Below are 25,870 nucleotides of genomic sequence, written 5' to 3' on the forward strand. Positions count from 1 at the left end.
GTACGCTGTGCGCGACGCGCGTGGACGGCCGGGCCGGGGCGTCGCCGCGGTTCGGCATGGGGCGTGGCTAACCAAGCGCCGGTCCCGAACGTATATCCGGGGGAACCACCCAAGGACCCCGCATGCCCTGGCGCGACCGCAGCGGCGCCTTCAGCCCGCTCAAGGCCCTCACCTTCGCCCTGCTCTTCGTCCCGGCCGTTCTGCTCGCCTGGGACGCCTGGCAGGACAATCTGTTCCCCAAGCCGTGGTCGGAGGCGACGCATCGGGCCGGGCTGTGGGCCATCCGATTCCTGCTGATCTCGCTGGCCGTGACGCCGGCGCGGCAGATCCTGCGCCAAGCGAAGATCGCGGAGTTGCGGCGGATGATCGGCGTGGCGGCCTTCGCCTATGTCGCGCTGCACCTGTTCCTCTACATCGGGGATGAACGCTTCAACTGGTGGAAGGTCGGCTCCGAGATTGTGCTGCGCTTCTACCTGACCATCGGCTTCGTCGCGCTGCTGGGGCTGGGGGCGCTGGCGGCGACCTCGACGGATGGGATGCTGAAGCGGATGGGCGGGCGGGCCTGGCGGCGGCTGCACTGGTTCGTGCATCCCATCACGGTGCTGGCGCTGTGGCATTTCACCCTGCAATCCAAGGCAGATGTCACGGAGCCGATGCTGATGGCCGGCCTCTATGCCTGGCTGGTCGGGTATCGGCTAATCGCGCCGGAGGGCAGCGCACCCGGGGTGTTGGCGCTGCTGGGGCTGGCGGTCGGTGCGGCACTGGCCGGCGCGGGGATCGAGTTCGCCTGGTATGCGCTGGGAACGGGCATCAATCCGTGGCTGGTGCTGCAGGCGAATCTCGATGTCAGCTTCGGGCCGCGGCCGGCGGTCTGGGTGGGGATCGTGGGGCTTGGGGTGGCGGCGTTGCGGTTGGTGCCGATGCCGAAGCGGCGGCGGGCGGTCAGGCGCGCTCCGGCGTAGGGTTCGTCGCGGCCAGGATCCAGGCGCGGAAGGCGGCAAAGGCCGGCTCGGCGGCGCGGCCCGGGCGGTAGATCAGGTGCCAGGCGCCGCCCTTGGGGATCGAGATCGTGAAGGGCGCGACCAGCCGGCCGGCGGCCAGGTCGTCATCCACATAGGGGCGGATGCCCATGGCGATACCGACGCCATCGGCCGCGGCCTGCTGGGCCTGGCCGTAGAAGTCGAAGACCGGGCCGGCGGCGCGAAGCCCGGGATGGCCTGCGGCGGAGGCCCAGCGCGGCCAGTCGTCTGGCGCATGGGCGACGCGCAGCAGGGTCCCGGGCAGCAGGTCCGCCGGGCCGCGCAGGCGGGCGGCCATGGCGGGGGTGCAGACGGGCAGGAGGTCGGCGGCGATGAGGGGCTCGGCCGTCAGGCCGGGCCAGTCGCCGGGGCCGAGGCGGATGCCGCAGCTCCAGCCCTCGGCGAAGGGCGCGGCAGCACCGCCGGTGGCGATGCGGACCTCGATGCCCGGGTGGGCCCGCGTGAAGTCGGCCAAGCGCGGGATCAGCCAACGGACAGCGAAGCTGGGGCCGGCGCCGACTGTCAGGACCTGGGCGGCGGTGGTTGCGGTGATCTCGGCGGTCAGGCGGGCCAGGCGGTCGAGCAGCGGGGTGAGGCCGGCGCGGAAGGCCTCGCCGGCCGGGGTCGGGGTCAGGCGGTTGGCATGGCGGTCGAACAGGGCGACGCCAAGGCGCTGTTCGAGCAGGCGGACCAGGCGGCTGATCGCGGCGGGAGTGACATTCAGTTCGGCTGCCGCTGAGGCGAATCCGCCGGTGCGAGCCGCAGCCTCGAAGGCTCGGACACCGTTCAGGGGCGGCAGGCGGCGCGGTTCGAGCATCAGGAAATGTCAGCCTCAGGCTCAGCTAACGCTGTTTGTGAAGGGGGCGCAACGGGCGCAGAAGGGGCGGCAAGCCGAGAGAGATGCCGATGACGCCCGCGCTGACCGCGATGCTGCTGCTGACCATGGTCGGGACCTCCTTGCTGTCGGGCGTGTTCGGCATGGCGGGCGGGCTGGTGCTGGTAGGCGTGCTGCTCGTGCTGATGCCGGTGCAGGACGCGATGGCGCTGCATGCGGTCACCCAGATCTCCTCGAACGGGTGGCGGGCGGTGTTGTGGTGGCGGCATATCCGGCCCATGCCGGTGGTGGCGCATGCGGTGGGCTGCGTGCTGGCGTTGGGGGCCTGGTCGCTGGTGCTGCTGGTGCCGCAGCGCGGGGTGGCGCTGCTGCTGCTGGGACTGAGCCCGTTCATCGCGCAGGCGCTGCCGCCACGCATCCGGCCCAACCCGGAGAAGCCGCTGCATGGCATGATCGTCGGTGCGGTCTCGATGACGCTGATGGTGCTGACGGGCGTGTCGGGGCCGCTGCTGGACCGGCATTTCCTGGGTGGGCGGCTGGACCGGCGCGAGATCGTGGCGACCAAGGCCGCCTGCCAGGCAATCGGGCATAGCCTGAAGCTGGTCTATTTCGGCGCGCTGGTGGTGGATGCGGGGCGCGTCGATCCGTGGCTCGGGGCGATGGCCGTGCTGGCATCCATGACCGGGACCATGCTGGCCAAGCGGGTGCTGGAGGCGATGACCGATGCGTCCTACCGGCTCTGGGCCGGTCGCATCGTGACGGTATTGGGCGTGTTCTACATCGGCCAGGGAGGCTGGCTGCTGCTGACCGAATGAGGGAGGTGGAGATGTCGGAAGTTCTGCGACCCCTGATGCTGGATCTGGTCGCCTTCGTGGCCGAGAGGCCGCGCCCCTATGCCGAGGTGCTGGATGCCTGGCGCACGAGCTGCCCGCGCCTGACGGTGTGGGAGGATTGCGTCGATGCCGGCCTGGTGGTGCTGCGCGATGGCATGGTGGAGATGACGTCGGCGGGGCGGGCGGCGCTCGCCGCGCGCCCGCGCTGAATCCTGGATCGCCCACCGCGGGGCAGCCTATGCTGCGCTGAGAACGGGATACGGGACCGCCGGGGCTTGGGCACCGATGACAGGCGCCGACGGCGCTTCGAAGGACCGCATCGTGGCCGGCGCGGCCGCTTCCAGCTTCAATGGTTTCGCAGCGATCCTGGCGCGTCGCGCGGCCAGGCGCTGCGCTTCCTGCTGCAATTCATGCTGGCGTCTGCGGCGCTCGCCGTCGCCGTGCTGGCCTTCTTTCCGCTCGCCTGGGAGCGTCAGGCCAATCCCTGTGCCGCGGTCGAGGCCTTGGTCTGGCGCCGGACCACCGGCGCGATGCAGGTACGCAATGGCGCGCGGTCGGCCCATGGTCCGGAACGCGTCGCGTCCATCGTCCCGGACGGGCCGCTGCCGCAGCCAATCCGGTGCGCCATCGCCTATTGGCGGCGGATCTGACCGCCGCCGGGCGATGACTACAGCTTCTCGACCTGCCCGTATTCGAGGTCGACCGGCGTGGAGCGGCCGAAGATCGAGACCGAGACCTTCACGCGGCCCTTCTCCTCGTCGACTTCCTCGACCACGCCGTTGAACGACGTGAAGGGCCCGTCGGCGACGCGGACCTGCTCGCCCACCTCGAAGACCACGGCGGGCTTGCGGGGCTTTTCCACGCCTTCCTGGACCTGCTTCAGCAGGCGCTCGGCCTCGCTGGCCGGGACGGGCTGGGGCTTGTTGCGGGCGCCGAGGAAGCCGGTGACCTTGGGCGTGTCCTTCACCAGGTGCCACGCGTCGTCGGTCATTTCCATCTTCACCAGCACGTAGCCGGGGAAGAACTTGCGGTCGGTGTCGACCTTCTGGCCGCGGCGGACCTCGGTGATCTGCTCGGTGGGGACGAGCACCTCATCGAACTTGTCGGCGAGGCCCTTCTGGGCGGCCTGCTGCTGGATCTGCTCGGCGATCTTCTTCTCGAAGCCCGAGTAGACATGAACGACGTACCACTTCTTGTCGGCCACGGCGCCGTCCTCCCTCAGCCGATCTTGAACACGAAGCGCATGATCAGCTGGATGAGCTGATCGACCACCAGGAAGAACACAGCCGCAAGCGCCGACATCGCCAGCACCAGGCCGGTGGTGACGAGCGTTTCCTTGCGCGAGGGCCAGGTGACCCTGGAAACCTCCTGCCGGACATCCCGGACAAACTGCGCCGGATCAAGCTTGGCCAAGACTGAGTCCTCAAGGATGGGTGGCGAAGCGCGGCCCTCACAGGCCGCTCTCCGCCGCGACGGGTCTGCCGACGCGGTGCGCGGTGGCAGGGGCGGAGGGTCTCGAACCCCCAACCTCCGGTTTTGGAGACCGGCGCTCTAGCCAATTGAGCTACGCCCCTCGACGCGCTCACGCGGCGGAGGGGCCGGTCTATAATTCAGCCCCGCGCCCCTGTCGACCCACAGAAACCACGCGGACCCCGAAGGCGTTGCGGGATGGAATGGGTTTTCCGGGGGTGGCGATGACCGGACGGCGGTTGTGGAGCATGGCCAAGGATGCGCTGCGGGGCTTCATCGCCGATGAATGCCTGAGCCGGGCCGCTTCCATCGCCTATTTCAGCCTGTTCTCGCTGTCGCCGCTGCTGGTGATCGCCATGGCGATCGCCGGGGCCGTGTTCGGGGAGGATGCGGCGCGCGGCGCGGTGGAGGAACAGCTTCGGGGCCTGCTGGGGCGCGATGCGGCCGAGGCCATCCAGACGGCGATTCGCGGGGCGGCGGACGTCGGGCGCGGGACGCTCGCCGGCGTGCTGGGCATCGGGATGCTGCTGCTGACCGCGAGCGGAACCTTCGGGGAGATCCAGGCCGCGCTGAATGCCATCTGGAAGACCGAGACACCGCCCCAGGGCGGCATTTCCCACCTGCTGAAGGCCAAGGCCGCGGCGATCGGCCTGGTGGGGGCCACGGGGTTCCTGCTGCTGACCTCGCTGATCGCGAGTGCCGCCATCGCTGCCCTTGGAAGCTGGGCGCGGGCCTGGCTGCCCGGCGGCGCCACGCTGATCGAGGTGGTGAACATCGCCGTCTCGCTGACCCTGCTGAGCCTGCTGTTCGGCGCGATCTACAAGGTGCTGCCTGACCGCGCCATCGCCTGGCGGGACGTGGCCATCGGGGCGGTGCTGACCGCGGTGCTGTTCACATTGGGGAAGTCGGCCATCGGGCTGTACATCGGCGGCGCGGGGATCGCGAGCAGCTTCGGGGCGGCGGGCTCGCTCGCGGTGGTGCTGGTGTGGATCTACTACTCGGCGCTGATCTTCCTGCTGGGGGCGGAGTTCACGAGGGCCTTCGCGAACCTGGAAGGGTCGCGCAAGGCGAAGCAGGTGCCGGCGGAGATGCCGAAGGCGGTGCTGGCACCGGATGCCCCGGCGAAGGCCGAGGCGCCGGCCAGGGTCGTGGTGCAGCGGCCGGCGCCGCTGGGGGCTGTGGCGGGGACGCTGGCGGTGGTGGTGGGCGTGCTGATGCTGAAGGGATCGCAGCGGGGCTGACGCAAGGCCCCACAGCTTCCGCGCCTGCCGGACACTGATCAGGCCTGCTGCCGGCCCGGGCGGTCGGCCGTCTCCCGCTGGGCGGCCCAGGTGAGCAGGGCATCCAGCGCCGGGCAAAGGGCCTGGCCCCATTCCGTCAGACAGTATTCGACCTTTGGCGGCACCTGGTGGTGCACGATGCGCCGCACCATCCCGTCCTTTTCCATCTGCCGAAGCTGCTGGATCAGCATCTTCTGGGAGATGCCTGGTATGGCCCGCTCGAGATCGGAAAAGCGCAGGACATTCCCGCCAAAGAGGTGAAACAGGATCACCAGCTTCCAACGGCCCTCAAGCAATCTGAGGGCGTTCTCAACCCCCTCGGCTGCCGTTTCACGGGTATAATGATGCGACATACTTTTCGGTAAGTACCTTACTTTATTGTGCGTTCTTGCCTTTCGGAAAGGCTAGGCCGACTTCGGGCGGGCGTACAAGCGTAACCCGGAGAACGACCATGGTCCTGCCATTGCCCAAGCCCATAGCCGAGTACTTCGCCGCCGATGCGACGGACGGCACGGCGGTCGCCCAGTGCTTCACGCCCGACGCCGTCGTGGTCGACGAGAAGCAGGAGCATAGGGGCCGCGACGCCATCGCGCGGTGGAAGACGGAGGCGTCGGCGAAATACGACTATGTCAGCGAGCCCATCGCCATCGACGATCAAGGTGGGAGGATCGTCGTCACCGCGCATCTGACCGGCAATTTTCCGGGAAGCCCGGTGGACCTTCGCTATGACTTCACCCTCGCCGGCGATGCCATCGCCCGGCTGGAGATCGTCCCGTGAGCTTCGACCTGGATCTCGGCGGACAACGCGCCCTGGTGACGGGCGGCACCAAGGGCGTGGGCGCGGCGGTGGTGCGGGCGTTGCTCGCCGCGGATGCGCGGGTGGTGGCGGCGGCCAGGACCACGCCGCAGGTCGCGGCGCCGGGGCTCGACTACATCGCAGCCGATCTGATGACCGCGGAGGGCTGCGCGGCCCTTGCCAGAGAGGTGCTGGCCCGGTTCGGCGGCATCGACATCGTCGTCAACGTGCTCGGCGGATCGAGCGCGCCGCCGGGTGGCTTCGCAGCGCTGACGGATGAGGAATGGCAGAAGGAGCTGAACCAGAACCTCATGCCGTCGGTACGGCTCGACCGGGCCCTGCTGCCGTCGATGATCGCGCAGGGTTCGGGGGTCATCATTCATGTGACCTCGATCCAGCATGAACTGCCCCTGCCCGAGGCGACAACGGCCTACGCGGCAGCGAAGGCTGCATTGTCGACCTACAGCAAAAGCCTGTCGAAGGAGGTGGCGCCCAAGGGGATCAGGGTCGCGCGCGTCTCACCGGGCTGGGTCGAGACGGAAGCGGCCGTGGCCTTCGCCACGCGGCTCGCGAGCGAGGCGGGCACCGACTATGAGGGCGGCAAGAAGATCATCATGGATTCCCTGGGCGGGATCCCGTTGGGCCGACCGGCCAAGCCTGAGGAAGTCGCCGATCTGATCGTCTTCCTGGCGTCGCCGCGGGCCGCTGCCATAACCGGCACCGAGTTCGTCATCGATGGGGGAACAGTTCCGACCGCCTGATGCCGCAGGGGCTTCGGACGTCTTGGAGAGGGGCTTTGCCGCTCTCCAGACCTCTCTGCATCAAAGGCCGAAAGGCCCTTGGAAGCCGATATCTGGCGCCGGGCGCCGCCCGACAGAATGGATGCCGTAAGCCGCTCCTGCGCAGGAAGCGCGCGAGGAGGGCATGCCGACGGTCGCGTTTCCTGCGCCAACAGATTGCGGTCCAGGGGCTCCAAGCCCCCGGGGGTGAGGTCCGGAGAGGGGCGGCGCCCCTCTCCGGCCGCCCGCGCAAGAAAAAGGGCGGCGCCCTGTCCGGACGCCGCCCTCCCTCACCCGCCGAAGCGGAAGTCGATTACTTCGTGATCTTCGCGACGACGCCGGCGCCGACGGTGCGGCCGCCTTCGCGGATCGCGAAGCGCAGGCCTTCGTCCATCGCGATCGGCGCGATCAGCTCGACATCCATCGACACGTTGTCGCCCGGCATCACCATCTCCACGCCCTCCGGCAGCGTGACCACACCGGTCACGTCCGTCGTGCGGAAGTAGAACTGCGGACGATAGTTCGTGAAGAACGGCGTGTGACGGCCGCCCTCTTCCTTCGTCAGGATGTACGCCTCGGCCTTGAACTGCGTGTGCGGCGTGATCGAGCCCGGCGCGGCCAGAACCTGCCCACGCTCCACGTCCTCACGCTTCGTGCCGCGCAGCAGCGCGCCGATGTTGTCGCCCGCCTGGCCCTGGTCCAGCAGCTTGCGGAACATCTCGACACCCGTGACGGTCGTCTTCACCGTGTCCTTCAGGCCCACGATCTCGACTTCCTCGCCCACCTTCACGATGCCGCGCTCCACGCGACCCGTGACCACCGTGCCGCGGCCCGAGATCGAGAACACGTCTTCGATCGGCATCAGGAACGGACGGTCGACCGGGCGCTCCGGCTGCGGGATGTAGGCGTCCACCGCCTCCATCAGCTTCAGCACCGCCTGCTCGCCCAGCTCCGGCTCGCGGTCTTCCAGCGCGCACAGCGCCGAACCGTGGATGATCGGAATGTCATCGCCCGGGAACTGGTAGGACGACAGCAGCTCGCGCACTTCCATCTCGACCAGCTCGAGCAGGTCGGGATCGGCCATGTCGCACTTGTTCAGGAACACCACCAGCGCCGGCACGCCGACCTGACGGGCCAGCAGGATGTGCTCGCGCGTCTGCGGCATCGGGCCGTCGGCCGCCGACACGACCAGGATCGCGCCGTCCATCTGCGCCGCACCCGTGATCATGTTCTTCACGTAGTCGGCGTGGCCCGGGCAGTCGACATGCGCGTAGTGGCGGTTCGCCGTCTCGTACTCGACATGCGCCGTCGAGATCGTGATGCCACGGGCGCGCTCTTCCGGCGCCTTGTCGATCTGGTCATACGCCGTGAACGTCGCACCGCCGGCCTTGGCCAGGACCTTGGTGATCGCCGCCGTCAGCGACGTCTTGCCATGGTCCACGTGCCCGATCGTGCCAATGTTGCAGTGCGGCTTCGTCCGCTCAAATTTCGCCTTCGCCATGGCTCTGTCCCGCTACCTCGTTCGAACCGTTCCTGAGGACCGTCACCCGCGCATCGCTGGAGCGGGTGACGGGAATCGAACCCGCACAACCAGCTTGGAAGGCTGGGGCTCTACCATTGAGCTACACCCGCGCCGCGAGGCGCCACCAAGCATGCTCCCGCTGCCTGGACCGGGGATCGCGTCCCGTCAGCACGCAGGCGGGCGATATGGAGGGGGTTGGATTCGAACCAACGTAGGCGCAAGCCAACGGATTTACAGTCCGTCCCCTTTAGCCACTCGGGCACCCCTCCGCAGCCGCCCTGCCCTGCCGGGCTGACGGGAGCGGGCGGGACTATCCGGATTGCACACCCCCTGTCAACGGACAGCCGCGCATCCGCAGCAATGCTTGCGTTGGCGCGGCGTCTGCGCAGGATGCGCGGCATCATGCCACGTCCCCCGAAGCGGCCCACCGGCCGCAGCCCCGCCCGCGCCCCTGGCCACGCGCCGAAGTCGGGCCGCGCACCGCGCCCCGACCGCGGGGGCGAGGAGACCGGCCGAATCCGCCCCGGCGCCGAGGCCGACACGCCGCGCCACCCCCGCGGCGACGCCCCGCACAAGCCCAGCCGAGGCCGGCCCGCCGTCACAGCGACGGACGCCGCGCCGGAGGCGCCGCGCCCCGGCGCGGGCGCCGGATCAGGTGCCTACTGGATCTACGGCCAGCACGCGGTGATCGCGGCGCTGGCGAACCCGCTGCGCAAGCCCCGCCGCCTGCTGACCACCGCCGAAGCCGAAACCGCCCTGCGCGAGCGCTTTTCCGGCCCATGGCGGGTCACGCCCGAACGCGCCGAACGGAGCCGCTTCGGCACCTTCCTGCCCGAGGATGCGGTCCATCAGGGCATCGCGCTGCTCGCCGAGCCGCTGGAGCCGGTCGCGCTGGAGGATGCCATCGAGGCCTCGGAGGGCCCGGTGCTGCTGCTCGACCAGGTGACCGACCCGCGCAATGTCGGCGCCGCGCTGCGTGCCGCCGCGGCCTTCGGGGCCGCCGCCGTGGTGCTGCAGGACCGCCATGCGCCGCCCGAGACCGGCGCATTGGCCCGCGCGGCGTCCGGCACGCTCGATGTCGTGCCGGTGGTGCGGGAGGTGAACCTGTCGCGGGCCATCGCCACGCTGCAGAAACACAATTTCTGGGTGCTCGGCCTGGCCGGCGAGGCCAAGCGGACGCTGGCCGAAGCCGCCCCGCGCGACCGGCGCGTGGCGCTCGTGCTCGGCGCCGAGGACAGCGGCCTGCGCCGCCTGCAACGCGAGACCTGCGACGAGCTGGTCCGCCTGCCCATGGCGGAAGGCGTGGAGAGCCTTAACGTCTCGGCGGCCGCGGCGGTGGCGCTCTACGAGATCGTGCGGCGGTAGGGCACCCTTGTGGGCCCTCCCCGGCGCGGCGACGATGCCGCCCAACAGGGAGGGACCCACCATGGCATCCGACGCCGCCGAGGCCATCATCGAGGCCCGCCGCAGCAGGCGTATCCTTGCCCCGCTCGGCGCCATCGCGCCGAAGACGGAACAGGCAGGCTACGCCCTGCAGAAGGAGGTCGCACTGCGCCTGGGCGGCCTGCCGCCGGCGGGCTTCAAGATCGGCGCCACGACGAAGCAGATGCAGGCCTATCTGGGTCTGTCCGGCCCAGCCGCCGGCTTCGTGTCGAAATCCGGCCTGCGCGCCACGCCGGCCAGCGCCCGATTCGCCGATTTCCTGAACCCGGGACTCGAATGCGAGATCGGGCTGCGCCTCGCCCGCGACATCGCCCCCGGCGCCTGCACCCACGACCAGGCCGCCGAGGCGGTGGGCGAGGTCTTCGCCGCCATCGAGATCGTCGAGAGGCGCTATGACGACCTGGTCAAGCTGACCACGCCGACGCTGATCGCCGATCAGGTGTTCCATGCCGGGGGCGTGCTCGGCGCGCCGGTAAAGGCGTGGCAGGGGATCGACCTCGCCGCGGTGCGCGGGCGGATCACGGTGGATGGCGCGGTGCGCGGCGAGGGCGTCGGGGCCGACCTGCTCGGCCATCCCTTCGAGGCGCTGGCCTGGCTTGCCGCCTCGGGCGGCGCGGCGGCCTTCGGCGGGCTGAAGGCTGGGCAGGTCGTGTTCCTGGGGTCGGTCACGCCGCCGATCTGGCTCGATGGCCCCTGCTCCGGGGCGGTGGAGTTCGATGCGCTCGGCCGCGTGGAGCTGGCGCTGACCTGAGGGGCTGTTTGGAAGGTCCGGCACCGGCCCGCACCCCCACCCGGCCACCCGCGTCAGTATCCTGGAATGGGTGGCCGGGTGGGGGTGCGGCCGGTGCCGGACACGGAAAGGCGTCGCATGGCGCGTTTCCAAACAGACTCTGACGGGACGGCGAGCGCATTCCCAAGCCGGCGCCCCGCCCATAGCATCGGACGGATCCCGGGAAGGAAACCGCCCGATGCGCCTCGGCCTGTTCATGATGCCGCTGCATCCGCCACAGCGGCCGATGCATGAGACCCTCGCCGAGGACACGGAGAAGTCCCTGCTCGCCGACCGGCTCGGCTTCGACGAATTGTGGGTGGGCGAGCATTTCTCGGCGAGTTCGGAGCCCATCGCCTCGCCGCTGATGTTCATGGCCGGGCTGGTACACCGGACGCGGCTGGCCTTCGGCACGGGCGTGATCAACCTGCCGAACCACCACCCCGCCATCGTCGCCGCGGAGGTCGCGCAGTTCGACCATATGTCGGCCGGACGGCTGATGCTGGGCATCGGCGCCGGCGGCCTCGCCTCGGATTTCGAGCTGTTCGGGGACATCGCGCCGATCGAGCGCGGCAAGCGCATGATCGAGGCGATCGAGACCATCCAGGCCATCTGGGCGCAGGACCCGCCCTATGACCGCGCCGGCCCGGCCTGGCCGATCAGCCTGACGCGCACCGTGCTGCCGGAATACGGGGTGGGCTTCATGCCCAAGCCCTACCGCGCCGGCGGGCCGTCGGTACACATCTCGGCCCGGCAACCGGATTCCTATGGCGTGACGGTCGCAGCCGCACGCGGCTGGGGCGTGATCAGCGCCAATTTCGTCGCCCATCGCGTGCTGGCTGGGCATTGGCGCGGCATGGCGAAGGGGTTGGCCGAGGCTGGGCGGCCGGTGGACGGGTCGGGCTGGCGCGTCGCGCGCAACCTGGTCATCGCAGGCAGCGATGCGGAGGCGCAGGCCCGCGCCACGGCGCCGGAAGGCGCGACACGGTACTATTTCGACTATCTCGGCAGCCTGGCGAAGCGGGCGGGGCTCGCCGCCACCATGACCCCGCGCGAGGAGATGGACCCGGCGACCGCGACGCCCGAGGACATGATCGAGGCCTGCGTCATCGCCGGCAGCCCGCAGGCCGTACTGGACCGGCTGGTGGCGCTGCGCGAGGAGGTCGGGCCCTTCGGCCACCTGCTGCTGCCCGGGTTGGACTGGTCCGGCGTGAACGCGGCCTGGGAGGCAGAGACGATGAAGCACCTGGCCGAGACAGTGATGCCGAAGCTGCGGCAGCACGTCACAGCGACGGCATGACGGGCGACGCGTTGAACTGGGCGGCCGGCATCGGCTGCTGGCTGATCGGGATCAATGGCCTCACCGTCATCGCCTTCCACCACGACAAACGCAGGGCCCGGTCAGGCGGACGGCGCGTGTCGGAACGGGCATTGCTGTCCCTGGCGGCGCTCGGCGGCAGCCCGGGCGCCTTCGCTGCCCGCCACCGCTTCCGGCACAAGACGCGGAAGCAGTCCTTCACGACCGCGCTGCGGACGATCGTGCTGCTGCAGATGCTCGTCCTCGTGGGAGCAGCGGCGTACGCGCTGTGGGAGGCGCTTGCGCCCCGGCTGCCGTGATCGGTGGCACAGCGGCGTCCCGCTGAAGCTGGACCCAGCCCCGCGACGCTTGGAGCGTCGGAAAGCTGCGGTCCGGGATGCCACGCATTCAGAGGCATCCACTGCCGGAGTGGGCCGTGCCCCATGGGCACGACGCGCGCGCGGGTGTCGACAGATCCCTGCCCCGCCCAGCACCAGGTCGAGGTTTCCAACGGCCTTTCGGCCTTTGGCGGGTGGGGGTCCGGGGGAGGGCAGAGCCCTTCCCCGCGCCGCCCGGCCGGTATCAGCCCGGCGCGCCGCTCTCGCCGCGCAGGCGCAGCGGGACGAAGCGCTGCCCGCCCGCGCCTTCCACCCCGAACAGGGCGACGCCGCGATTCTGCTGGCGCAGCCGGGCCAGGCGCTCCTGCACCTCGTTCGGCGTCGAGACGCGTTCCTGCTGCACCTCGACGATCACGTCGCCGGGGCGCAGTTCGCGTTCGGCGGCGGGGCTGTTCGGTGCCACCTCGACGATCACGACGCCGCGCTGTTCGGGCCGCAGGTTGAAGCGCTGGCGGAGCTCATCGGTGATCGGCGCGACCAGCAGGCCGAGGCCGGTCAGTTCCACCGGCCGCGCCGGTTCGGGCTGGGCCGGCTGGCTGCCGGCGGCCTGGGCCTGTTCGGACGGCAGCTCGCCGAGGGTGACGGTGACCGTCTCCTCCTTGCCGTCGCGCCAGATCACCACCGGGACCTGCACGCCCACATTGCTGTCGGCGACGATGCGCGGAAGGTTGCGCATCTCCCGCACATCGGCGCCGTTGAACTTCAGGATGACGTCGCCGGAGCGGATGCCGCCCGCCGCCGCCGGCCCGCCTTCCTGCGCGCGCGCGACCAGCGCGCCGCGCGCGCCGCCCGGCAGGCGCAGGGCTTCGGCGATCTCGTCCGTCACCTGCTGGATGTTCACGCCGAGCCAGCCGCGCCGCACCCGGCCGCCGTCGCGAAGCTGCGCGACGATGCGCTGGGCGAGGTTCGACGGAATGGCGAAGCCGATGCCGATCGACCCGCCGGAGGGCGAATAGATCGCCGTGTTGATGCCGACCACCTGCCCGGCCATGTTGAACAGCGGGCCGCCCGAATTGCCGCGGTTGATCGCGGCATCGGTCTGGATGAAATCGTCATAGAGACCCTGGCGGATGTCGCGGCCGCGCGCCGAGACGATGCCCGCCGTGACCGACCCGCCGAGGCCGAAGGGGTTGCCGATCGCCAGCACCCAGTCGCCGACCAGTGCCTCGTCCGAATTGCCGAAGGTGACGGCGGTCAGCGGATGGTCGGTGCGGATGCGCAGCACCGCGACGTCGGTGCGCGGGTCGGTCCCCAGCAGCTCCGCCTTGATCGTGGTGTTGTCCTGCAGGATGACGTTGATCTCGTCAGCGCCGTCGATGACGTGGTTGTTCGTCACCACGATGCCGGCCTGGGCGTCGACGATGAAGCCCGAACCGAGCGACTGGCCGCGCCGCTGCGGGCGCTGGGGCTGCTGCGGCCCGCCTTCCTGTCCGGGGCGGTTGCGGTTGAAGAAGTCGCGGAAGAACTCCTCGAAGGGGCTGCCGGGCGGCGCCTGCGGGATTTCCGGCGCATCGGGCCTGCCGCCACGCGCCTGCACGGTCTGGGTGGTCGAGATGTTGACCACGGCGGGCAGGAGCTGCCGCGCCAGGGGCGCGAAGGTATCCGGTGCGCGCTGCGCCTCGGCGGGTGGAGCGACGGAAGCGACCGCCAGGACGGCGGAAAGGGCGATGACGGCAAAGCGCACGGTGGGGAACCTCATGCGGAATGGTCCGGGAGAAGTCGGCACGGGCAGCATGCTGCCATCCGGAGTTGGGCCGGAAGCGGGCATCATGCAACGAAATGCTGCAGCAGCGCCACTCGAAGGCATTCAGCGCGCCTGCAGCAGCCAGGCGAGCCCCACGCCGAGCACCGCTGCCACCAGCCCGCCGAGGCGCAGCCGTGGTTCCGGCGCCTCGGCAAGCCTATTCAGGGCCCGGCGCATGGCGCCGGGAGCAAGGGCATAGGCGATACCTTCCAGGGCGAGGACGACCGCCGCGCCCTGGACCAGTCCGGTCAGCGTCACTGCGGCGCCGGCGCCGGCGTGCTGGAGGCCGTGGCAGGCGGTTGCACTGGCGCCGGCATGGCCGGCGAGGCCAGGGCTTCCGGTTCGCCGCTGCTGCCGCGGAAGAAGCGGAAGAACTGCGAGTCCGGCGTCATGACCATGCGGGCATTGCCGTCCGAGAAGGCCTCCCGATAGGCCTGCATGGAGCGCCAGAAGTCGAAGAAGCGCAGGTCGCGGCTGAAAGCCTCGGCGACGGTGCGGATCGCCTCCTGCTCGCCCTGGCCGCGCAGGACATCGGACTGGGCCTGGGCCTCGGCCAGCAGCACGGTGCGCTCGCGCTCGGCCCCGGCGCGGATGCGCTGGGCGACTTCCGCACCTTCGGCGCGGGCCTCGCGGGCGACGCGTTCGCGTTCGGACTGCATGCGGGACAGGATGGCCTGGGTGTTTTCCTCCGGCAGGTCGGCGCGGCGGATGCGCACATCCACCACCTCGATGCCGAACTGGCGGGCCTCGGTGTTCACCTGGCCGCGGATCTCACCCATGATCCGCGGACGGTCGGTGGACAGCACCGACAGCAGCGGCTCATTGCCCAGCACGCGACGCAGGGACGAGGAGACGATCGAATTCAGCCGCGCCCGGATGCCCTGCTCCGTCGCGCCCACCGTCTGATAGAAGCGCAGCGGGTTGGTGATGCGGTAGCGGGTGAAGCTGTCCACGATCAGCCGGCGCTGGTCGCCCAGGATAACTTCCTCGCCCGGCGCATCGAAGTCGAGCAGGCGGCGGTCGAAGGTGATGACCGACTGGATGAAGGGCAGCTTCCAGTGCAGGCCGGGCTGTTCGATCACGCGGATCGGATCGCCAAGCTGCGTGATGAGCACCTGCTGCGTCTGATGCACGGTGAACAGCGAGGAGGCCAGGGTGACGGCCGCCGCGGCGAGCACGCCGAGGCCGATGATGGAGCGGTTCATCGCGTCACCCCCTGCGGCAGGCGGCCCTGGACGGGCGGTGTTCCGGGCGGCAGCGGGGCCGGCCGCGTGGTCGGCAGGTTGCCCTGGCCCGGCGCCTGGCGCGGCGCGACCGCGTTCTCGCCGAGTGGGAGGAAGGGCACCACGCCCTGCAGCCGGTCATCGACGATCACCATCGGGTTGCGCCGCAGGATCTCCTCCATCGTCTCAAGATACATGCGCCGCGTCGTCACATCAGGCGCCGCCTGGTAGGCGGTCAGCACGCTGGTGAAGCGCGCCGCCTCGCCGCGGGCGCGGGCGATCTGGCTTTCGCGCGCGCCCTGGGCTTCCTGCACCAGGCGTTCGGCCTCGCCGCGGGCGCGGGGAATGATGTCGTTGCGGAAGGATTCCGCTTCGTTGCGCAGACGCTCGCGATCGGCGTTGGCGCGCTGCACGTCGCGGAAGGCGTCGACCACCTGGGCGGGCGGATCGACCTTCTGCAACTGCACCTGGGTGATCTCGATGCCCGCCTGGTACTGGTCCATGATCGCCTGGGTGCCGCGCAGCACCTCCTGCTCGATCTGTGCGCGCGCCTCGGTCAGGGCGGGCTGGATCGGCGTGCGGCCGATCACTTCACGCATCACGGATTCGGCGGCGGACTTCACCGTGTTCTCCGGGTTGCGGGTGTTGAACAGGAATTCGCCGGCATCGCGGATGCGCCAGAAGACGGCGACGTCGATGTCGATGATGTTCTCGTCGCCGGTCAACATGAGCGATTCGGCGAGCACGTCACGCGCCGGCGGCACGCGGCCGGTGACGATCCCGGCCTCGGGCGAGCCGACGAAGCCGATATCGACGCGGTTGATGCGCGTCACGCGCGGCGTCGTCACGGATTCGACCGGCCAGGGGATGTGATAGTTCAGGCCCGGCGGCGCGGTGCGGTCGAAGGCGCCGAAGCGCATCACCACGCCCTGTTCGTCCGGCTGGACGCGATAGAAGCCCGAGGCCGCCCAGACGGCGACCAGCACCAGGCCCAGCAGCAGCAGCCCCTTGCCGCCGCCGCGCGGCAGATAGCGGCGCACCGCCTCCTGCGCCTGGCGGATCATGTCGTCGAGGTCGGGTCCGCGCCCGCCGCTGCCACCAGGTCCGCCCTGGCCTCCGCCGGGCGGGGGCGGCGCTCCCCACGGCCCGCCGGGCCGCGGGTTCCCCCAGGGAGAGTTTCCGCCGCTGTTGTTCCAGGGCATTCGACGCTGGGCCTCCAAACTCTTATGCAGTGGTGACGGTCCGGCCGGCGCCTGCCATGTGGGGGTGCATGGGCTGGGGCGCCGACCATATGCCTACCGGTCGGGCGCCCGGTGGGCTACCCGCTAAGAGGATCAACCTCGCCCGGCGAAGGCGATATTGTCCAGTAACGAGGGCTTTTCAAGCGATGGCTGAGACTCTGGCGGAAGCGGTGACGGCGGCGTTGCGGCAAGTGACGGACCCTGCGACCGGGCGGGACGTGGTTTCGGCGGGCATGGTCCAGGGTCTGGCGGAACGCGGTGGCCATGTGCAGTTCTCCCTGGAGGTGCCGCGGGAGCGCGCGGCGCAGCTTGAACCGCTGCGCGCCGCCGCGCAGAAGGCCGCGGCCGCCGTGCCTGGCGTGCTGAGCGCGACCGTCGTGCTGTCCGCGCACCGGGCGGCAGCGCCGCAGCCGGCGACCCCGCGCGAGGCCGCGCGCGCGCCATCCGGCCAGGGCCCGATGCTGCTGCCGGAGGTTGGCGCGATCGTCGCGGTCGCCTCGGGCAAGGGCGGGGTGGGGAAGTCCACCACGGCAGTGAATCTCGCCGTCGCGCTGGCTGCGCAGGGGCTGAAGGTCGGGCTGCTCGATGCCGACATCTACGGGCCGTCCCTGCCGCAGATGCTCGGCACGCGGGAGCGGCCGCGCGCCAGCGGGCAGCGCATCACCCCGCTGTCGCGCTGGGGACTGAAGGCCATGTCCATCGGCTTCCTGGTGGATGAGGAGACCCCGATGATCTGGCGCGGCCCCATGGTGATGGGCGCGCTCGAGCAGATGATGGGCCAGGTGGAGTGGGGCGCGCTCGACATCATGATCGTCGACATGCCGCCGGGCACGGGCGATGCGCAGCTCACCATGTCGCAGCGCGTGCCGCTGGCGGGCGCGGTGATCGTGTCCACCCCCCAGGATGTGGCGCTGCTCGATGCAAGGCGCGGCGTGCGGATGTTCGAGAAGGTGAACGTTCCGGTGCTCGGGCTGATCGAGAACATGTCCTTCTTCTGCTGCCCGAATTGCAACCACCGCACCGATCTGTTCGGCCATGGCGGGGCGAAGCGGGAGGCGGAGCGGCTGGGCGTCGAGTTTCTCGGCGAGTTGCCGCTGAAGCTCGCCATCCGGGAACTGGCCGATGCCGGGACACCCATCGTCACGGCGCGCCCGGAGACGGAGGAAGCTGGCATCTACCGCGCCATCGCCGCCCGCATCTGGGACAAGGTGAAGGCCCCGGCCCAGGCAGGCCCCGCCATCATCGTCGACTGAAAGCCTGTCTTGAAAGTCCGGCACCGGCCCGCACCCCCACCCGGCCACTCAACGACAGTATGCTGAATTGGGTGGCCGGGTGGGGGTGCGGGCCGGTGCCGGACTTCAGAAGTCGCCTTCGAGCGGCTTCCGGGACAGGCTCTGACCCGGTTTTGGCGCGGGACGCCAACCGCGCTACACCCCCCTTTCGTCACACGGCCGCAGCAAACCGGCCGCAGCAGCCGCCAATGAGGAAACCCGGCCCATGCCGCAATACCGCTCCCGCACCACCACCCATGGCCGCAACATGGCCGGCGCGCGGGGCCTCTGGCGCGCGACGGGGATGAAGGACGGGGATTTCGGCAAGCCGATCATCGCCATCGCCAATTCCTTCACCCAGTTCGTCCCCGGCCATGTCCACCTGAAGGACCTCGGCCAGCTGGTGGCGCGTGAGATCGAGAAGGCCGGCGGCGTCGCCAAGGAATTCAACACCATCGCGGTCGATGACGGCATCGCCATGGGCCATGACGGCATGCTCTACAGCCTGCCGTCCCGCGAGCTGATCGCCGACGCCGTGGAATACATGGTCAACGCGCATTGCGCCGATGCGCTGGTCTGCATCTCCAACTGCGACAAGATCACGCCGGGCATGCTGATGGCCGCGATGCGGCTGAACATCCCGACCATCTTCGTCTCGGGCGGGCCGATGGAAGCGGGCAAGGTTGTGCATCGCGGCCAGAAGCGGTCCGTCGACCTGATCGACGCCATGATCGTCGCCGCCGACAGCAGCGTCACCGATGAGGAAGTGCAGGTCATCGAACGGTCCGCCTGCCCGACCTGCGGGTCGTGCTCGGGCATGTTCACCGCCAATTCGATGAACTGCCTGACCGAGGCGCTGGGTCTTGCCCTGCCCGGCAACGGCACCGTCGTCGCGACGCACAGCGACCGCGAACAGCTCTTCCTCGAGGCCGGGCGCCGCATCGTCGAGATCACGCGCCGCCACTATGAGACGGACGACAATTCCGTGCTGCCGCGGTCGATCGCGACCGTCGCGGCCTTCGAGAACGCCATGACGCTCGACATCGCCATGGGCGGGTCGACCAACACGGTGCTGCATCTCCTCGCCGCCGCGCAGGAAGGCGAGGTGCCCTTCGCCATGGCTGATATCGACCGCCTGTCACGCCGCGTGCCGGTGCTGTGCAAGGTGGCGCCGTCCGTCATCAACGTGCATGTCGAGGACGTCCACCACGCCGGCGGCATCATGGGCATCCTGGGCGAGCTCGATCGCGCCGGGTTGATCGACACCTCGGTCTCGCGCGTCGACGCGCCGAGCCTCGCCGAGGCGCTGGCCGAATGGGACGTGAAGCGCAGCCCGACCGAGGCGGTGCAGACCTTCTTCCGCGCCGCCCCCGGCGGCATTCCCACCACCGTCGCCTTCAGCCAGTCGGCGCGCTGGGATGACCTCGACGTGGATCGCGAGAAGGGTGTGATCCGCGACATGGCGCACGCCTTCTCGAAGGATGGCGGCCTCGCGGTGCTCTACGGCAACATCGCGGAGGAAGGCTGCATCGTGAAGACGGCCGGGGTGGACGCCTCGATCCTGACCTTCACCGGCCCGGCCCGAGTCTTCGAGAGCCAGGACGCCGCGGTGGAAGGCATCCTCGGCGGCGCCGTGAAGGCCGGCGAGGTGGTGCTGGTCCGCTACGAAGGGCCGCGTGGCGGGCCGGGCATGCAGGAGATGCTGTACCCGACCAGCTACCTGAAGTCGAAGGGCCTCGGGAAGCTGTGTGCCCTGGTGACGGATGGGCGCTTCTCCGGCGGGTCCTCGGGGCTGTCGATCGGGCATTGCTCGCCGGAAGCGGCCGAGGGCGGGACCATCGGCCTGGTCGAGGATGGCGACGTCATCGAGATCGACATCCCGAACCGCCGCCTGCACCTGGCGGTGTCCGACGAGGTGCTGGCGCATCGCCGCGCGGCGATGGAAGCCAAGGGCGCCGAGGCTTGGCAGCCCACCGCGCCGCGCAAGCGGAACGTCACGGCAGCGCTGAGGGCCTATGCGGCGCTCACGACCAGCGCATCGCGGGGCGCGGTGCGCGACGTGTCGGGGGTGCGCCGGCGGTAAGGGCGCAGTCGGAGGGGCTCCACCCCTCCGGACCACCCCGCCAGGGGCTTGGAGCCCCTGGACCGCAATCTGTTGGCGTCAGGCAACACGGTCACGCCAGACCCTCTTAGCGTGTTCCGTGCGCAAGTGCGGGTTTCGGCACCGTTCTGCCCGTGGCGCCCATCGCCAGGGTGTGGTTTCCAGAGGCCTTTCGGCCTTTGGTGGGCGCGAAGCACTGCTTCGCGGTGCATCAGAGGGGCAATGCCCCTCTCCAACTCACACGTGTTCCGCTGCGGCTGCCGCTGCCGAGGCTTCTTCCCGCGCCCGATCCGCGCTCGCCACCCCGTTGAAGAACGCGTTCAGCGCAACCGCGACGATGGCGGAGAGCAGGATTCCGGATTCCAGCAGCGGGTGCAGCTCATGCGGCAGGTTGCGCCAGAAGTTCGGCGCGACCATCGGGATCATGCCGAAGCCGACGGCGATCGCGACGACGAAGAGGTTGTTCGCATTCCCCTTGAAGTCGACGGAGGTGAGGATGCGCGCGCCCGTCGCCGCCACCATGCCGAACATCACCAGCCCTGCGCCGCCCAGCACGACCTGGGGCACGGCCTCGACCAACGCAGCCATCTTCGGCAGCAGGCCGAGCAGCAGCATGATCACGCCGCCAGCGACCGTAACCCAGCGGGACCGCACGCCCGTCACGCCGACCAGCCCGACATTCTGCGAGAAGGAGGTGTAGGGAAAGGTGTTGAAGATGCCGCCCAGCAGCGTGCCCACGCCATCGGCGCGCAGGCCGCGGCTCAGCGCCTCCTGGTCGATCTTCTTGCCGGTGATGTCGCCCAGGGCGAGGAACATGCCGAGGGATTCGATCATCACCACCACCATGACGATGCACATGGTCGCGATGGGGACGAGGTGGAATTGCGGCGTGCCGAAGTGGAAGGGCAGCACCACGTCGAACCAGGGCGCGGCGGCCACCTTCTCGAAATGCATGATGCCGAGGGCGGCCGCGATCACCGACCCCGCGACGATGCCCAGCAGCACGGCGACATTGGCGACGAAGCCCTTGCCCCATTTCAGCAGGGCCAGGATGACGCAGAGTACGATGCCCGCGATGGCAAGCCCGCCGAGCTGCGCGTAGTTCGGGTTGGGAAAGGCGCCCGGCACGCCGTCGACCACGCGCGTCAGCGTCGGCAACCCGCCGCCCGCCCAGTTGATGCCGACGCGCATCAGGGAGATGCCGATCACCATGATGATCGTCCCGGTCACCACCGGCGGGAACAGCGGCAGCAGCCGGCTGATGAAGGGCGCGACGACAATTCCGAAGACGCCGGCGGCAATCACCGATCCGTAGATGCCGAGCAGCCCGATCTCCGGCGCCGCGGCCATGGACAGCATCGGGCCGACCGAGGCGAAGGTGACCCCCATCATCACCGGCAGCCGGATGCCGACGCCCGGCAGGCCGAAGGATTGCACCAGCGTCGCCAGGCCGCAGGCAAACAGGTCTGCGCTGATCAGGAAGGCGATGTCCTCGGGCGGCAGGCGCAGGGCGCGGCCGATGATGAGGGGCACCGCGACGGCACCGGCATACATGACCAGGACATGCTGCAAGGCGAGAGGCAAGAGCCGTGGTAATGGTAGCGTCTGATCTACCGGGTGCACCGCATCCGTCGCCATGGTCCACAACCCCTGTCGTTGCGCGGCCCGGGACCGTTCCCGGGCCGGCCTTTTCTGGGGTTGAGGCAAGCAATACTTATGCCTGCGAAATATTGACCGGTGCAGCGGTGGTTCAGGCCGCCCGATGCCCCTGCGGCGCCAAGCCGAACCGCGCCGCGGCGGCCAGGATCTCGGCCCGATGGGCATAGGCGATGAAGACGCCCATGAACCAGGTGAAGATGGCTTCCTTGAAGAGCTGCCCGCCATCATTGTACGGGTCGATGCCGATCGGGCCGATGGTGTGGAAGAAGATCGCGCCGGACATCAGCCCGACGGCGAGCAGCGCCCCCCAGACCCGCGTCAGCGGCACCAGCACCAGCACCGAGGCGATGATTTCGAGGATCGCGACGGTCAGGCGGAAGGGCTTCTCATAGGCCGGGATGCCGAACCAGTCGGCCAGGGGCTGGAAGATCTGCTCCACCGAACCGGGCGCGCCGGTCAGCTTGTACTGCTCGTACCAGAGGAATTCATAGGCGATCCAGATCGCGGCGGGCCAGGCGAGGAGCCGGAGGATGCGGTCGGTGCGGGTCATGATGGGCGTTCCTTGCGGGGCGTTCTGCCCTCGGGTTCGTCTTCCCGGGTTCGAAGGTTACGGGAGCGGGGCTATCCCCCCTTCGTCATGCGCCCCACGACGAAGCCGAAGATGAAGGTTCCCACCAGGATCGCCCCCACCTCTCCCACCAGCGCGTGCAGCAAGGGCAGCCCGACCAGGATGGCCAGGGTGAAGCCGCCGATGAACACCCAGCGATAGGCCAGCGGGCTCAGCGCCCAGCCGCGATTCACCGGCTTCTTGGTGCGCGGCCGCGCCGTGGTGCCTTTCCGCGTGCTGCCGCTCACGGCCAGGCCCCAAGCAGCCAGACCTCCTCCATCCGGTCGTGGAGAAGCCCCGCGTGCCCCCCGCCGGGCACGCATCCGGGGATCGCGGCGGCAGGCTCAGGCTGCATCGCGCCCCAGGGTCTCCATCAACTCGCGCCATTCCCGCTTGGACAGGCCCGAACCCTCCTGCGTCACGGCCTCGCCGGCCAGCATCCGCTTCACGATGCCCATCATCTGCGCCGACAGCGTCACCGCGCCCAGCCGATAGTCGCGGAAGGCGTCATGGGCCATCGGCACCCAGGCCTTCACCGTCTCCAGCATCGCCTCGGCATAGACGCGGATCTCGTACTGCGCATGCGGATCGGCGCGCAGGGACAGGAAATGCAGCAGGTTGTGCAGATCCGTCTTCCAGTACCACTGCGTATAGGCGTTCAGCGTCAGGTTCATCCGCGCCAGCTCCCGCGCCAGGCCCTGCCGGCCCGGATCGCGCTTCTGCCCGTCATCCTCCTCGTTCAGCATTTCGAGGTAGTGGTCGTAGTTGCGCGTCGCGTCCTCCCGCAGCAGGTCGAGGACATGCGCCGCCTCCGCCCCCTGCAGGATGTCGCCGCGCCCCTGGCGGTTCACCACCGATTGCGCGGCAAGCTGGTCGGGCGCCGGGATGTAGAACTCCCGATCGAGGATCGAATACCGCGCCGAATACTCGTTCACATTGGCCGTGCGGTGACGGATCCATTGCCGCGCCACGAAGATCGGCAGCTTCACGTGATATTTGATCTCGCACATCTCGAAGGGCGTCGAATGGCGATGCCGCATCAGGTAGCGGATCAGGCCGCGATCCTCATTCGCCGCGCGCGTGCCACGGCCATAGGAGACCCGCGCCGCCTGCACGATCGCGGCATCGTCGCCCATGTAGTCCACCACGCGCACGAAACCGTGGTCGAGCAGCGGAATGGCCTGGAACAGCATCGATTCCAGCGCCGGCACGGTCGGGCGCCGCGTGCGGCCTTCGGACGCGCGCGCGGCCTCGATTTCCTGCTGCTGGTCGGCGGTCAGCGCCATGACAATCCCCTGGGCAACGAACCCCGTCTAATAGGGCGGCGGCGCCGAGTCGTCACAGCCTGACCAGGGAGGGGCGCCGCCCCTCCCCGGACCCCGCCCCGCCAAAGGCCGAAAGACCTATGGAAACCAATACCTTGGGGCAGATCGACGGGAAGCGCGGCCCGATCTACCCGACGGACGTCCAGCGGTGCAGGATTGGGCACCCTTGTACCGGAGCCGCCATGTCACCCCTCGACGCCATCCGTCGCGACCAGGCCGAACTCACCGCCATCCGCCAGGACTTCCACACCCATCCGGAACTCGGCATGGCCGAGCACCGCACGGCCGAGATCGTCGCCCGCAAGCTCGAATCCTGGGGCATCGAGGTGCATCGCGGCGTCGGCGTCACCGGCGTGGTCGGCGTGCTGCGCAACGGGTCCGGCAACCGCGCCATCGGGCTGCGGGCCGACATGGACGCCCTGCCGATCGAGGAACTGAACGACGTCCCTTATCGCTCCGCCACCAAGGGCGTGATGCATGCCTGCGGGCATGACGGCCACACCACCATGCTGCTCGGCGCGGCCAAGTACCTGGCCGAGACGCGCAACTTCGACGGCATCGTCCACTTCATCTTCCAGCCCGGCGAGGAAGGCTGCGGCGGCGCCCTGGCCATGCTGGCCGACGGGCTGTTCGAGCGCTTCCCCTGCGACGCGATCTACGGCATGCATAACCGCCCGGGCATGCCGGTCGGCGAATACGGCATCCGCTCCGGCCCCACTGCCGCCGGCGGCGCCTTCTTCGACATCGCCATCGCCGGCAAGGGATCCCACGGCGCGCGGCCGGAGGCCTCCATCGACCCGGTGCTGACCGCCTGCCACGTGACCACGGCGCTGCAGTCGATCGTCAGCCGCACGCTGTCCCCGCGCGATCCGGCGGTGGTCAGCGTGACCAAGGTGGTGGGCGGGGACGCCTATAACGTCATCCCCGAGACGGCGACCATCTCCGGCACCGCCCGCTTCTTCACCCGCGAGGTCGGCGTGCAGATCGAGGAATCGATGCGCCGGGTCGCCGAGGGCGTCGCCGCGGGCTTCGGGGCGACCGCGACGCTCGACTGGCGCCTGATCTTCGCGCCCACCATCAACGACGCCGCCCAGACCGAGGCCTATGCGGACGCCGCCGCCGAGCTGGTCGGGACCGACAAGGTCGCGCGCGACAACCCGCCGGGCATGGGCTCGGAGGATTTCTCCTTCATGATGGAGAAGGTCCCGGGTGCCTACATCCATGTCGGCAACGGCCCGGGGGCGACGCCGCACAACCCGCGCTACCAATTCAACGACGAAGCGATCCCCTATGGCGCCGCGCTCTATGCCAAGGTCGTGGAACGCGGACTCGCCAAAGACCGCGAGGGCTGACGGAAGCCCCTCGAAATCCGGACGCGCCTGGATTATATGAGGCGCGTCACTTCGGTGACTATGGTGATAAACGGCGTATGGAATAAGCGTTGCGGACCCGGGGGCGGTACCCGGCGCCTCCACCATCAACCCGCCTTATCAGCGGCAGATGGGGGCGAAACAGGCTCGACGCGCGCGGTAAAGATACGCCTTTTGCCCGGCATGGTACCGCCGTCATCGGACCAATTCACAAGTGCCAACGATAACAGCCGCGAGGCTGTGGCGCTCGCTGCCTAAATAGGTAAGCGCGGTTCGGGGGGCACCGGGCAACAGAAGCCCCCCACTTCGCTTGGCATAGCATGGGTTCCTGGCCTAGATGGCCGCATGAGCGACGACGCCGCACCTCCCGAAAGCCTGCTGCCCTATGACATCTGGGCCGAGGAAGCCCTGCGCGAGGTCGCGATCCGCGCGCTGGAAAGCGCCGCGAAGGACGGCTTGCCGGGCGAGCACCATTTCTACCTGACCTTCCGCACCGACCACCCGGGCGCGACGGTGCCCGGCCACCTCAAGGCCCGCTACCCGCAGGAAATCACTATCGTCCTGCAGCACCAGTTCGAAGACCTGGTGATCGACCGCGTCGCCGGGCGGTTCTCGGTGACGCTCTATTTCGGCGGCGTCCCGTCCCGCCTGGTGGTGCCCTTCGGCGCCCTGACCATGTTCCACGACCCGCATGTGCGCTTCGGCCTGCGCTTCCCCGCGCTGGGCATGAACGGGCCGATCATGGAAGACGTCGCCGAAGCCCCTGATGACGTCGAGCCCGAGCCCGAGGCGGAGACGCCCCCGGCCGCTCCGGCGCAGGTCGTCAGCCTCGACGCCTTCCGCCGGAAGCCCGCGAAGGACGGCTGACGGCGGTCATCGGCGCCACGA

28 protein-coding genes, 3 tRNA genes and 1 other RNA gene are annotated in these 25,870 nt (G+C 69.6%); 16 read left to right on the forward strand and 16 right to left on the reverse strand.

The genetic code is table 11. The features are described 5' to 3' along the window. Positions 1–122 precede the first annotated feature (122 nt). Positions 123–962 carry a protein-methionine-sulfoxide reductase heme-binding subunit MsrQ gene (locus KPL78_RS28120; protein WP_219766619.1) on the forward strand — a complete coding sequence of 280 codons (840 nt, stop codon included), beginning with the start codon at positions 123–125 and terminating at the stop codon, positions 960–962. Here KPL78_RS28120 and KPL78_RS28125 read toward each other — a convergent pair. Beyond that, entirely contained in the window at positions 943–1,836 is an 894-nt protein-coding gene (locus KPL78_RS28125; RefSeq protein WP_219766620.1) for a LysR substrate-binding domain-containing protein, read from the reverse strand. The genes KPL78_RS28120 and KPL78_RS28125 overlap by 20 nt on opposite strands. Positions 1,837–1,925: 89 nt before the next feature. Between KPL78_RS28125 and KPL78_RS28130 the strand changes: the two genes are divergently transcribed. The 3 genes from KPL78_RS28130 to KPL78_RS28140 all read left to right on the forward strand — a co-directional run bounded on the left by KPL78_RS28130 (position 1,926) and on the right by KPL78_RS28140 (position 3,337). Then, positions 1,926–2,669 carry a TSUP family transporter gene (locus KPL78_RS28130; RefSeq protein ID WP_219766621.1) on the forward strand — a complete coding sequence of 248 codons (744 nt, stop codon included), beginning with the start codon at positions 1,926–1,928 and terminating at the stop codon, positions 2,667–2,669. A gap of 11 nt (positions 2,670–2,680) precedes the next feature. Then, complete coding sequence (locus tag KPL78_RS28135; RefSeq protein ID WP_219766622.1) at positions 2,681–2,896, forward strand: hypothetical protein; 216 nt, start codon at positions 2,681–2,683, stop codon at positions 2,894–2,896. A gap of 66 nt (positions 2,897–2,962) precedes the next feature. Beyond that, positions 2,963–3,337 (forward strand): hypothetical protein, encoded by a 375-nt coding sequence (locus KPL78_RS28140; protein WP_219766623.1) that lies wholly within the window; start codon positions 2,963–2,965, stop codon positions 3,335–3,337. Positions 3,338–3,354: 17 nt separating this feature from the next. Here the strand turns inward: KPL78_RS28140 and nusG are convergent, their stop codons facing one another. The 3 genes from nusG to KPL78_RS28155 all read right to left on the reverse strand — a co-directional run bounded on the left by nusG (position 3,355) and on the right by KPL78_RS28155 (position 4,261). After that, positions 3,355–3,891 (reverse strand): transcription termination/antitermination protein NusG, encoded by a 537-nt coding sequence (nusG, locus tag KPL78_RS28145; protein WP_219766624.1) that lies wholly within the window; start codon positions 3,889–3,891, stop codon positions 3,355–3,357. Between the two features lie 14 nt (positions 3,892–3,905). Further along, positions 3,906–4,100 carry a preprotein translocase subunit SecE gene (gene secE, locus KPL78_RS28150; RefSeq protein ID WP_219766625.1) on the reverse strand — a complete coding sequence of 65 codons (195 nt, stop codon included), beginning with the start codon at positions 4,098–4,100 and terminating at the stop codon, positions 3,906–3,908. An 84-nt stretch (positions 4,101–4,184) separates the two neighbouring features. Continuing rightward, positions 4,185–4,261 (reverse strand) — tRNA-Trp (locus KPL78_RS28155). 144 nt (positions 4,262–4,405) lie between these two features. Here KPL78_RS28155 and KPL78_RS28160 point away from each other — a divergent pair. Next, on the forward strand, positions 4,406–5,398 hold the full coding sequence (locus KPL78_RS28160; RefSeq protein WP_255569539.1) for a YihY/virulence factor BrkB family protein: 993 nt from the start codon (positions 4,406–4,408) through the stop codon (positions 5,396–5,398). Positions 5,399–5,436: 38 nt separating this feature from the next. Here the strand turns inward: KPL78_RS28160 and KPL78_RS28165 are convergent, their stop codons facing one another. Next, positions 5,437–5,790: a winged helix-turn-helix transcriptional regulator gene (locus KPL78_RS28165; protein WP_219766626.1), complete on the reverse strand. Its 354-nt coding sequence runs from the start codon at positions 5,788–5,790 to the stop codon at positions 5,437–5,439. 98 nt (positions 5,791–5,888) lie between these two features. Here KPL78_RS28165 and KPL78_RS28170 point away from each other — a divergent pair, with 98 nt between their 5' ends. Then, positions 5,889–6,215 (forward strand): nuclear transport factor 2 family protein, encoded by a 327-nt coding sequence (locus KPL78_RS28170; protein WP_219766627.1) that lies wholly within the window; start codon positions 5,889–5,891, stop codon positions 6,213–6,215. After that, on the forward strand, positions 6,212–6,994 hold the full coding sequence (locus tag KPL78_RS28175) for an SDR family oxidoreductase (RefSeq protein WP_219766628.1): 783 nt from the start codon (positions 6,212–6,214) through the stop codon (positions 6,992–6,994). The genes KPL78_RS28170 and KPL78_RS28175 overlap by 4 nt, the downstream gene beginning before the upstream one ends. Before the next feature lie 331 nt (positions 6,995–7,325). Here the strand turns inward: KPL78_RS28175 and tuf are convergent, their stop codons facing one another. The 3 genes from tuf to KPL78_RS28190 all read right to left on the reverse strand — a co-directional run bounded on the left by tuf (position 7,326) and on the right by KPL78_RS28190 (position 8,803). Then, positions 7,326–8,513 carry an elongation factor Tu gene (tuf, locus tag KPL78_RS28180; protein ID WP_219766604.1) on the reverse strand — a complete coding sequence of 396 codons (1,188 nt, stop codon included), beginning with the start codon at positions 8,511–8,513 and terminating at the stop codon, positions 7,326–7,328. Positions 8,514–8,570: 57 nt separating this feature from the next. Continuing rightward, positions 8,571–8,644: transfer RNA gene (locus KPL78_RS28185), tRNA-Gly, on the reverse strand. Positions 8,645–8,720: 76 nt separating this feature from the next. Then, positions 8,721–8,803 (reverse strand) — tRNA-Tyr (locus KPL78_RS28190). 133 nt (positions 8,804–8,936) lie between these two features. Between KPL78_RS28190 and rlmB the strand changes: the two genes are divergently transcribed. From rlmB to KPL78_RS28210, 4 genes are all read left to right on the forward strand, one after another. Beyond that, positions 8,937–9,899, forward strand: coding sequence for a 23S rRNA (guanosine(2251)-2'-O)-methyltransferase RlmB (gene rlmB / locus KPL78_RS28195; protein WP_219766629.1), 963 nt, complete (start codon positions 8,937–8,939; stop codon positions 9,897–9,899). 61 nt (positions 9,900–9,960) lie between these two features. Next, on the forward strand, positions 9,961–10,728 hold the full coding sequence (locus KPL78_RS28200; protein WP_219766630.1) for a 2-keto-4-pentenoate hydratase: 768 nt from the start codon (positions 9,961–9,963) through the stop codon (positions 10,726–10,728). 217 nt (positions 10,729–10,945) lie between these two features. After that, a complete protein-coding gene (locus KPL78_RS28205; protein ID WP_219766631.1) occupies positions 10,946–12,046 on the forward strand; it encodes an LLM class flavin-dependent oxidoreductase in 1,101 nt (366 codons plus the stop codon). Then, complete coding sequence (locus tag KPL78_RS28210; protein ID WP_219766632.1) at positions 12,043–12,363, forward strand: DUF1294 domain-containing protein; 321 nt, start codon at positions 12,043–12,045, stop codon at positions 12,361–12,363. The genes KPL78_RS28205 and KPL78_RS28210 overlap by 4 nt, the downstream gene beginning before the upstream one ends. Before the next feature lie 262 nt (positions 12,364–12,625). On the opposite strand, the gene KPL78_RS28215 is transcribed toward KPL78_RS28210, so the two are convergent. The 4 genes from KPL78_RS28215 to hflK all read right to left on the reverse strand — a co-directional run bounded on the left by KPL78_RS28215 (position 12,626) and on the right by hflK (position 16,472). Further along, the gene (locus KPL78_RS28215) at positions 12,626–14,140 is read right to left on the reverse strand and encodes a DegQ family serine endoprotease (protein WP_219766633.1); all 1,515 of its coding nucleotides are present in this window, start codon (positions 14,138–14,140) and stop codon (positions 12,626–12,628) included. Between the two features lie 108 nt (positions 14,141–14,248). Further along, positions 14,249–14,443 (reverse strand): DUF2065 domain-containing protein, encoded by a 195-nt coding sequence (locus KPL78_RS28220; RefSeq protein ID WP_219766634.1) that lies wholly within the window; start codon positions 14,441–14,443, stop codon positions 14,249–14,251. Further along, a complete protein-coding gene (hflC, locus tag KPL78_RS28225; RefSeq protein WP_219766635.1) occupies positions 14,440–15,390 on the reverse strand; it encodes an SPFH domain-containing protein in 951 nt (316 codons plus the stop codon). The genes KPL78_RS28220 and hflC overlap by 4 nt, the downstream gene beginning before the upstream one ends. Then, complete coding sequence (gene hflK / locus KPL78_RS28230; protein ID WP_432761297.1) at positions 15,387–16,472, reverse strand: FtsH protease activity modulator HflK; 1,086 nt, start codon at positions 16,470–16,472, stop codon at positions 15,387–15,389. The genes hflC and hflK overlap by 4 nt, the downstream gene beginning before the upstream one ends. A 323-nt stretch (positions 16,473–16,795) precedes the next feature. Between hflK and KPL78_RS28235 the strand changes: the two genes are divergently transcribed. Together KPL78_RS28235 and ilvD are read left to right on the forward strand one after the other, a co-directional pair. Next, positions 16,796–17,902, forward strand: a complete 1,107-nt coding sequence (locus KPL78_RS28235; RefSeq protein ID WP_219766637.1) for an Mrp/NBP35 family ATP-binding protein — start codon at positions 16,796–16,798, stop codon at positions 17,900–17,902. Between the two features lie 244 nt (positions 17,903–18,146). Continuing rightward, positions 18,147–20,003 carry a dihydroxy-acid dehydratase gene (ilvD, locus tag KPL78_RS28240; RefSeq protein ID WP_219766638.1) on the forward strand — a complete coding sequence of 619 codons (1,857 nt, stop codon included), beginning with the start codon at positions 18,147–18,149 and terminating at the stop codon, positions 20,001–20,003. A 255-nt stretch (positions 20,004–20,258) separates the two neighbouring features. Here the strand turns inward: ilvD and KPL78_RS28245 are convergent, their stop codons facing one another. The 4 genes from KPL78_RS28245 to thyX all read right to left on the reverse strand — a co-directional run bounded on the left by KPL78_RS28245 (position 20,259) and on the right by thyX (position 23,573). After that, the gene (locus KPL78_RS28245; protein WP_219766639.1) at positions 20,259–21,659 is read right to left on the reverse strand and encodes a nucleobase:cation symporter-2 family protein; all 1,401 of its coding nucleotides are present in this window, start codon (positions 21,657–21,659) and stop codon (positions 20,259–20,261) included. Positions 21,660–21,771: 112 nt separating this feature from the next. Further along, positions 21,772–22,230 carry a DoxX family protein gene (locus tag KPL78_RS28250; RefSeq protein WP_219766640.1) on the reverse strand — a complete coding sequence of 153 codons (459 nt, stop codon included), beginning with the start codon at positions 22,228–22,230 and terminating at the stop codon, positions 21,772–21,774. Between the two features lie 71 nt (positions 22,231–22,301). After that, positions 22,302–22,535, reverse strand: a complete 234-nt coding sequence (locus KPL78_RS28255; RefSeq protein WP_219766641.1) for a hypothetical protein — start codon at positions 22,533–22,535, stop codon at positions 22,302–22,304. 96 nt (positions 22,536–22,631) lie between these two features. Then, positions 22,632–23,573 (reverse strand): FAD-dependent thymidylate synthase, encoded by a 942-nt coding sequence (thyX, locus tag KPL78_RS28260; protein WP_219766642.1) that lies wholly within the window; start codon positions 23,571–23,573, stop codon positions 22,632–22,634. Between the two features lie 221 nt (positions 23,574–23,794). Here thyX and KPL78_RS28265 point away from each other — a divergent pair, with 221 nt between their 5' ends. The 3 genes from KPL78_RS28265 (at position 23,795) to KPL78_RS28275 (ending at position 25,849) form a co-directional block, all read left to right on the forward strand. Continuing rightward, a complete protein-coding gene (locus tag KPL78_RS28265) occupies positions 23,795–24,964 on the forward strand; it encodes a M20 aminoacylase family protein (protein ID WP_219766643.1) in 1,170 nt (389 codons plus the stop codon). A gap of 6 nt (positions 24,965–24,970) precedes the next feature. Beyond that, positions 24,971–25,288, forward strand: a transfer-messenger RNA (tmRNA) gene (gene ssrA, locus KPL78_RS28270). A gap of 39 nt (positions 25,289–25,327) precedes the next feature. Further along, positions 25,328–25,849 (forward strand): SspB family protein, encoded by a 522-nt coding sequence (locus KPL78_RS28275; protein WP_219766644.1) that lies wholly within the window; start codon positions 25,328–25,330, stop codon positions 25,847–25,849. Positions 25,850–25,870 lie beyond the last annotated feature (21 nt).

Source organism: Roseomonas alba, assembly GCF_019430885.1.
In the GTDB taxonomy this organism is placed as follows: Bacteria; Pseudomonadota; Alphaproteobacteria; order Acetobacterales; family Acetobacteraceae; genus Neoroseomonas; species Neoroseomonas alba.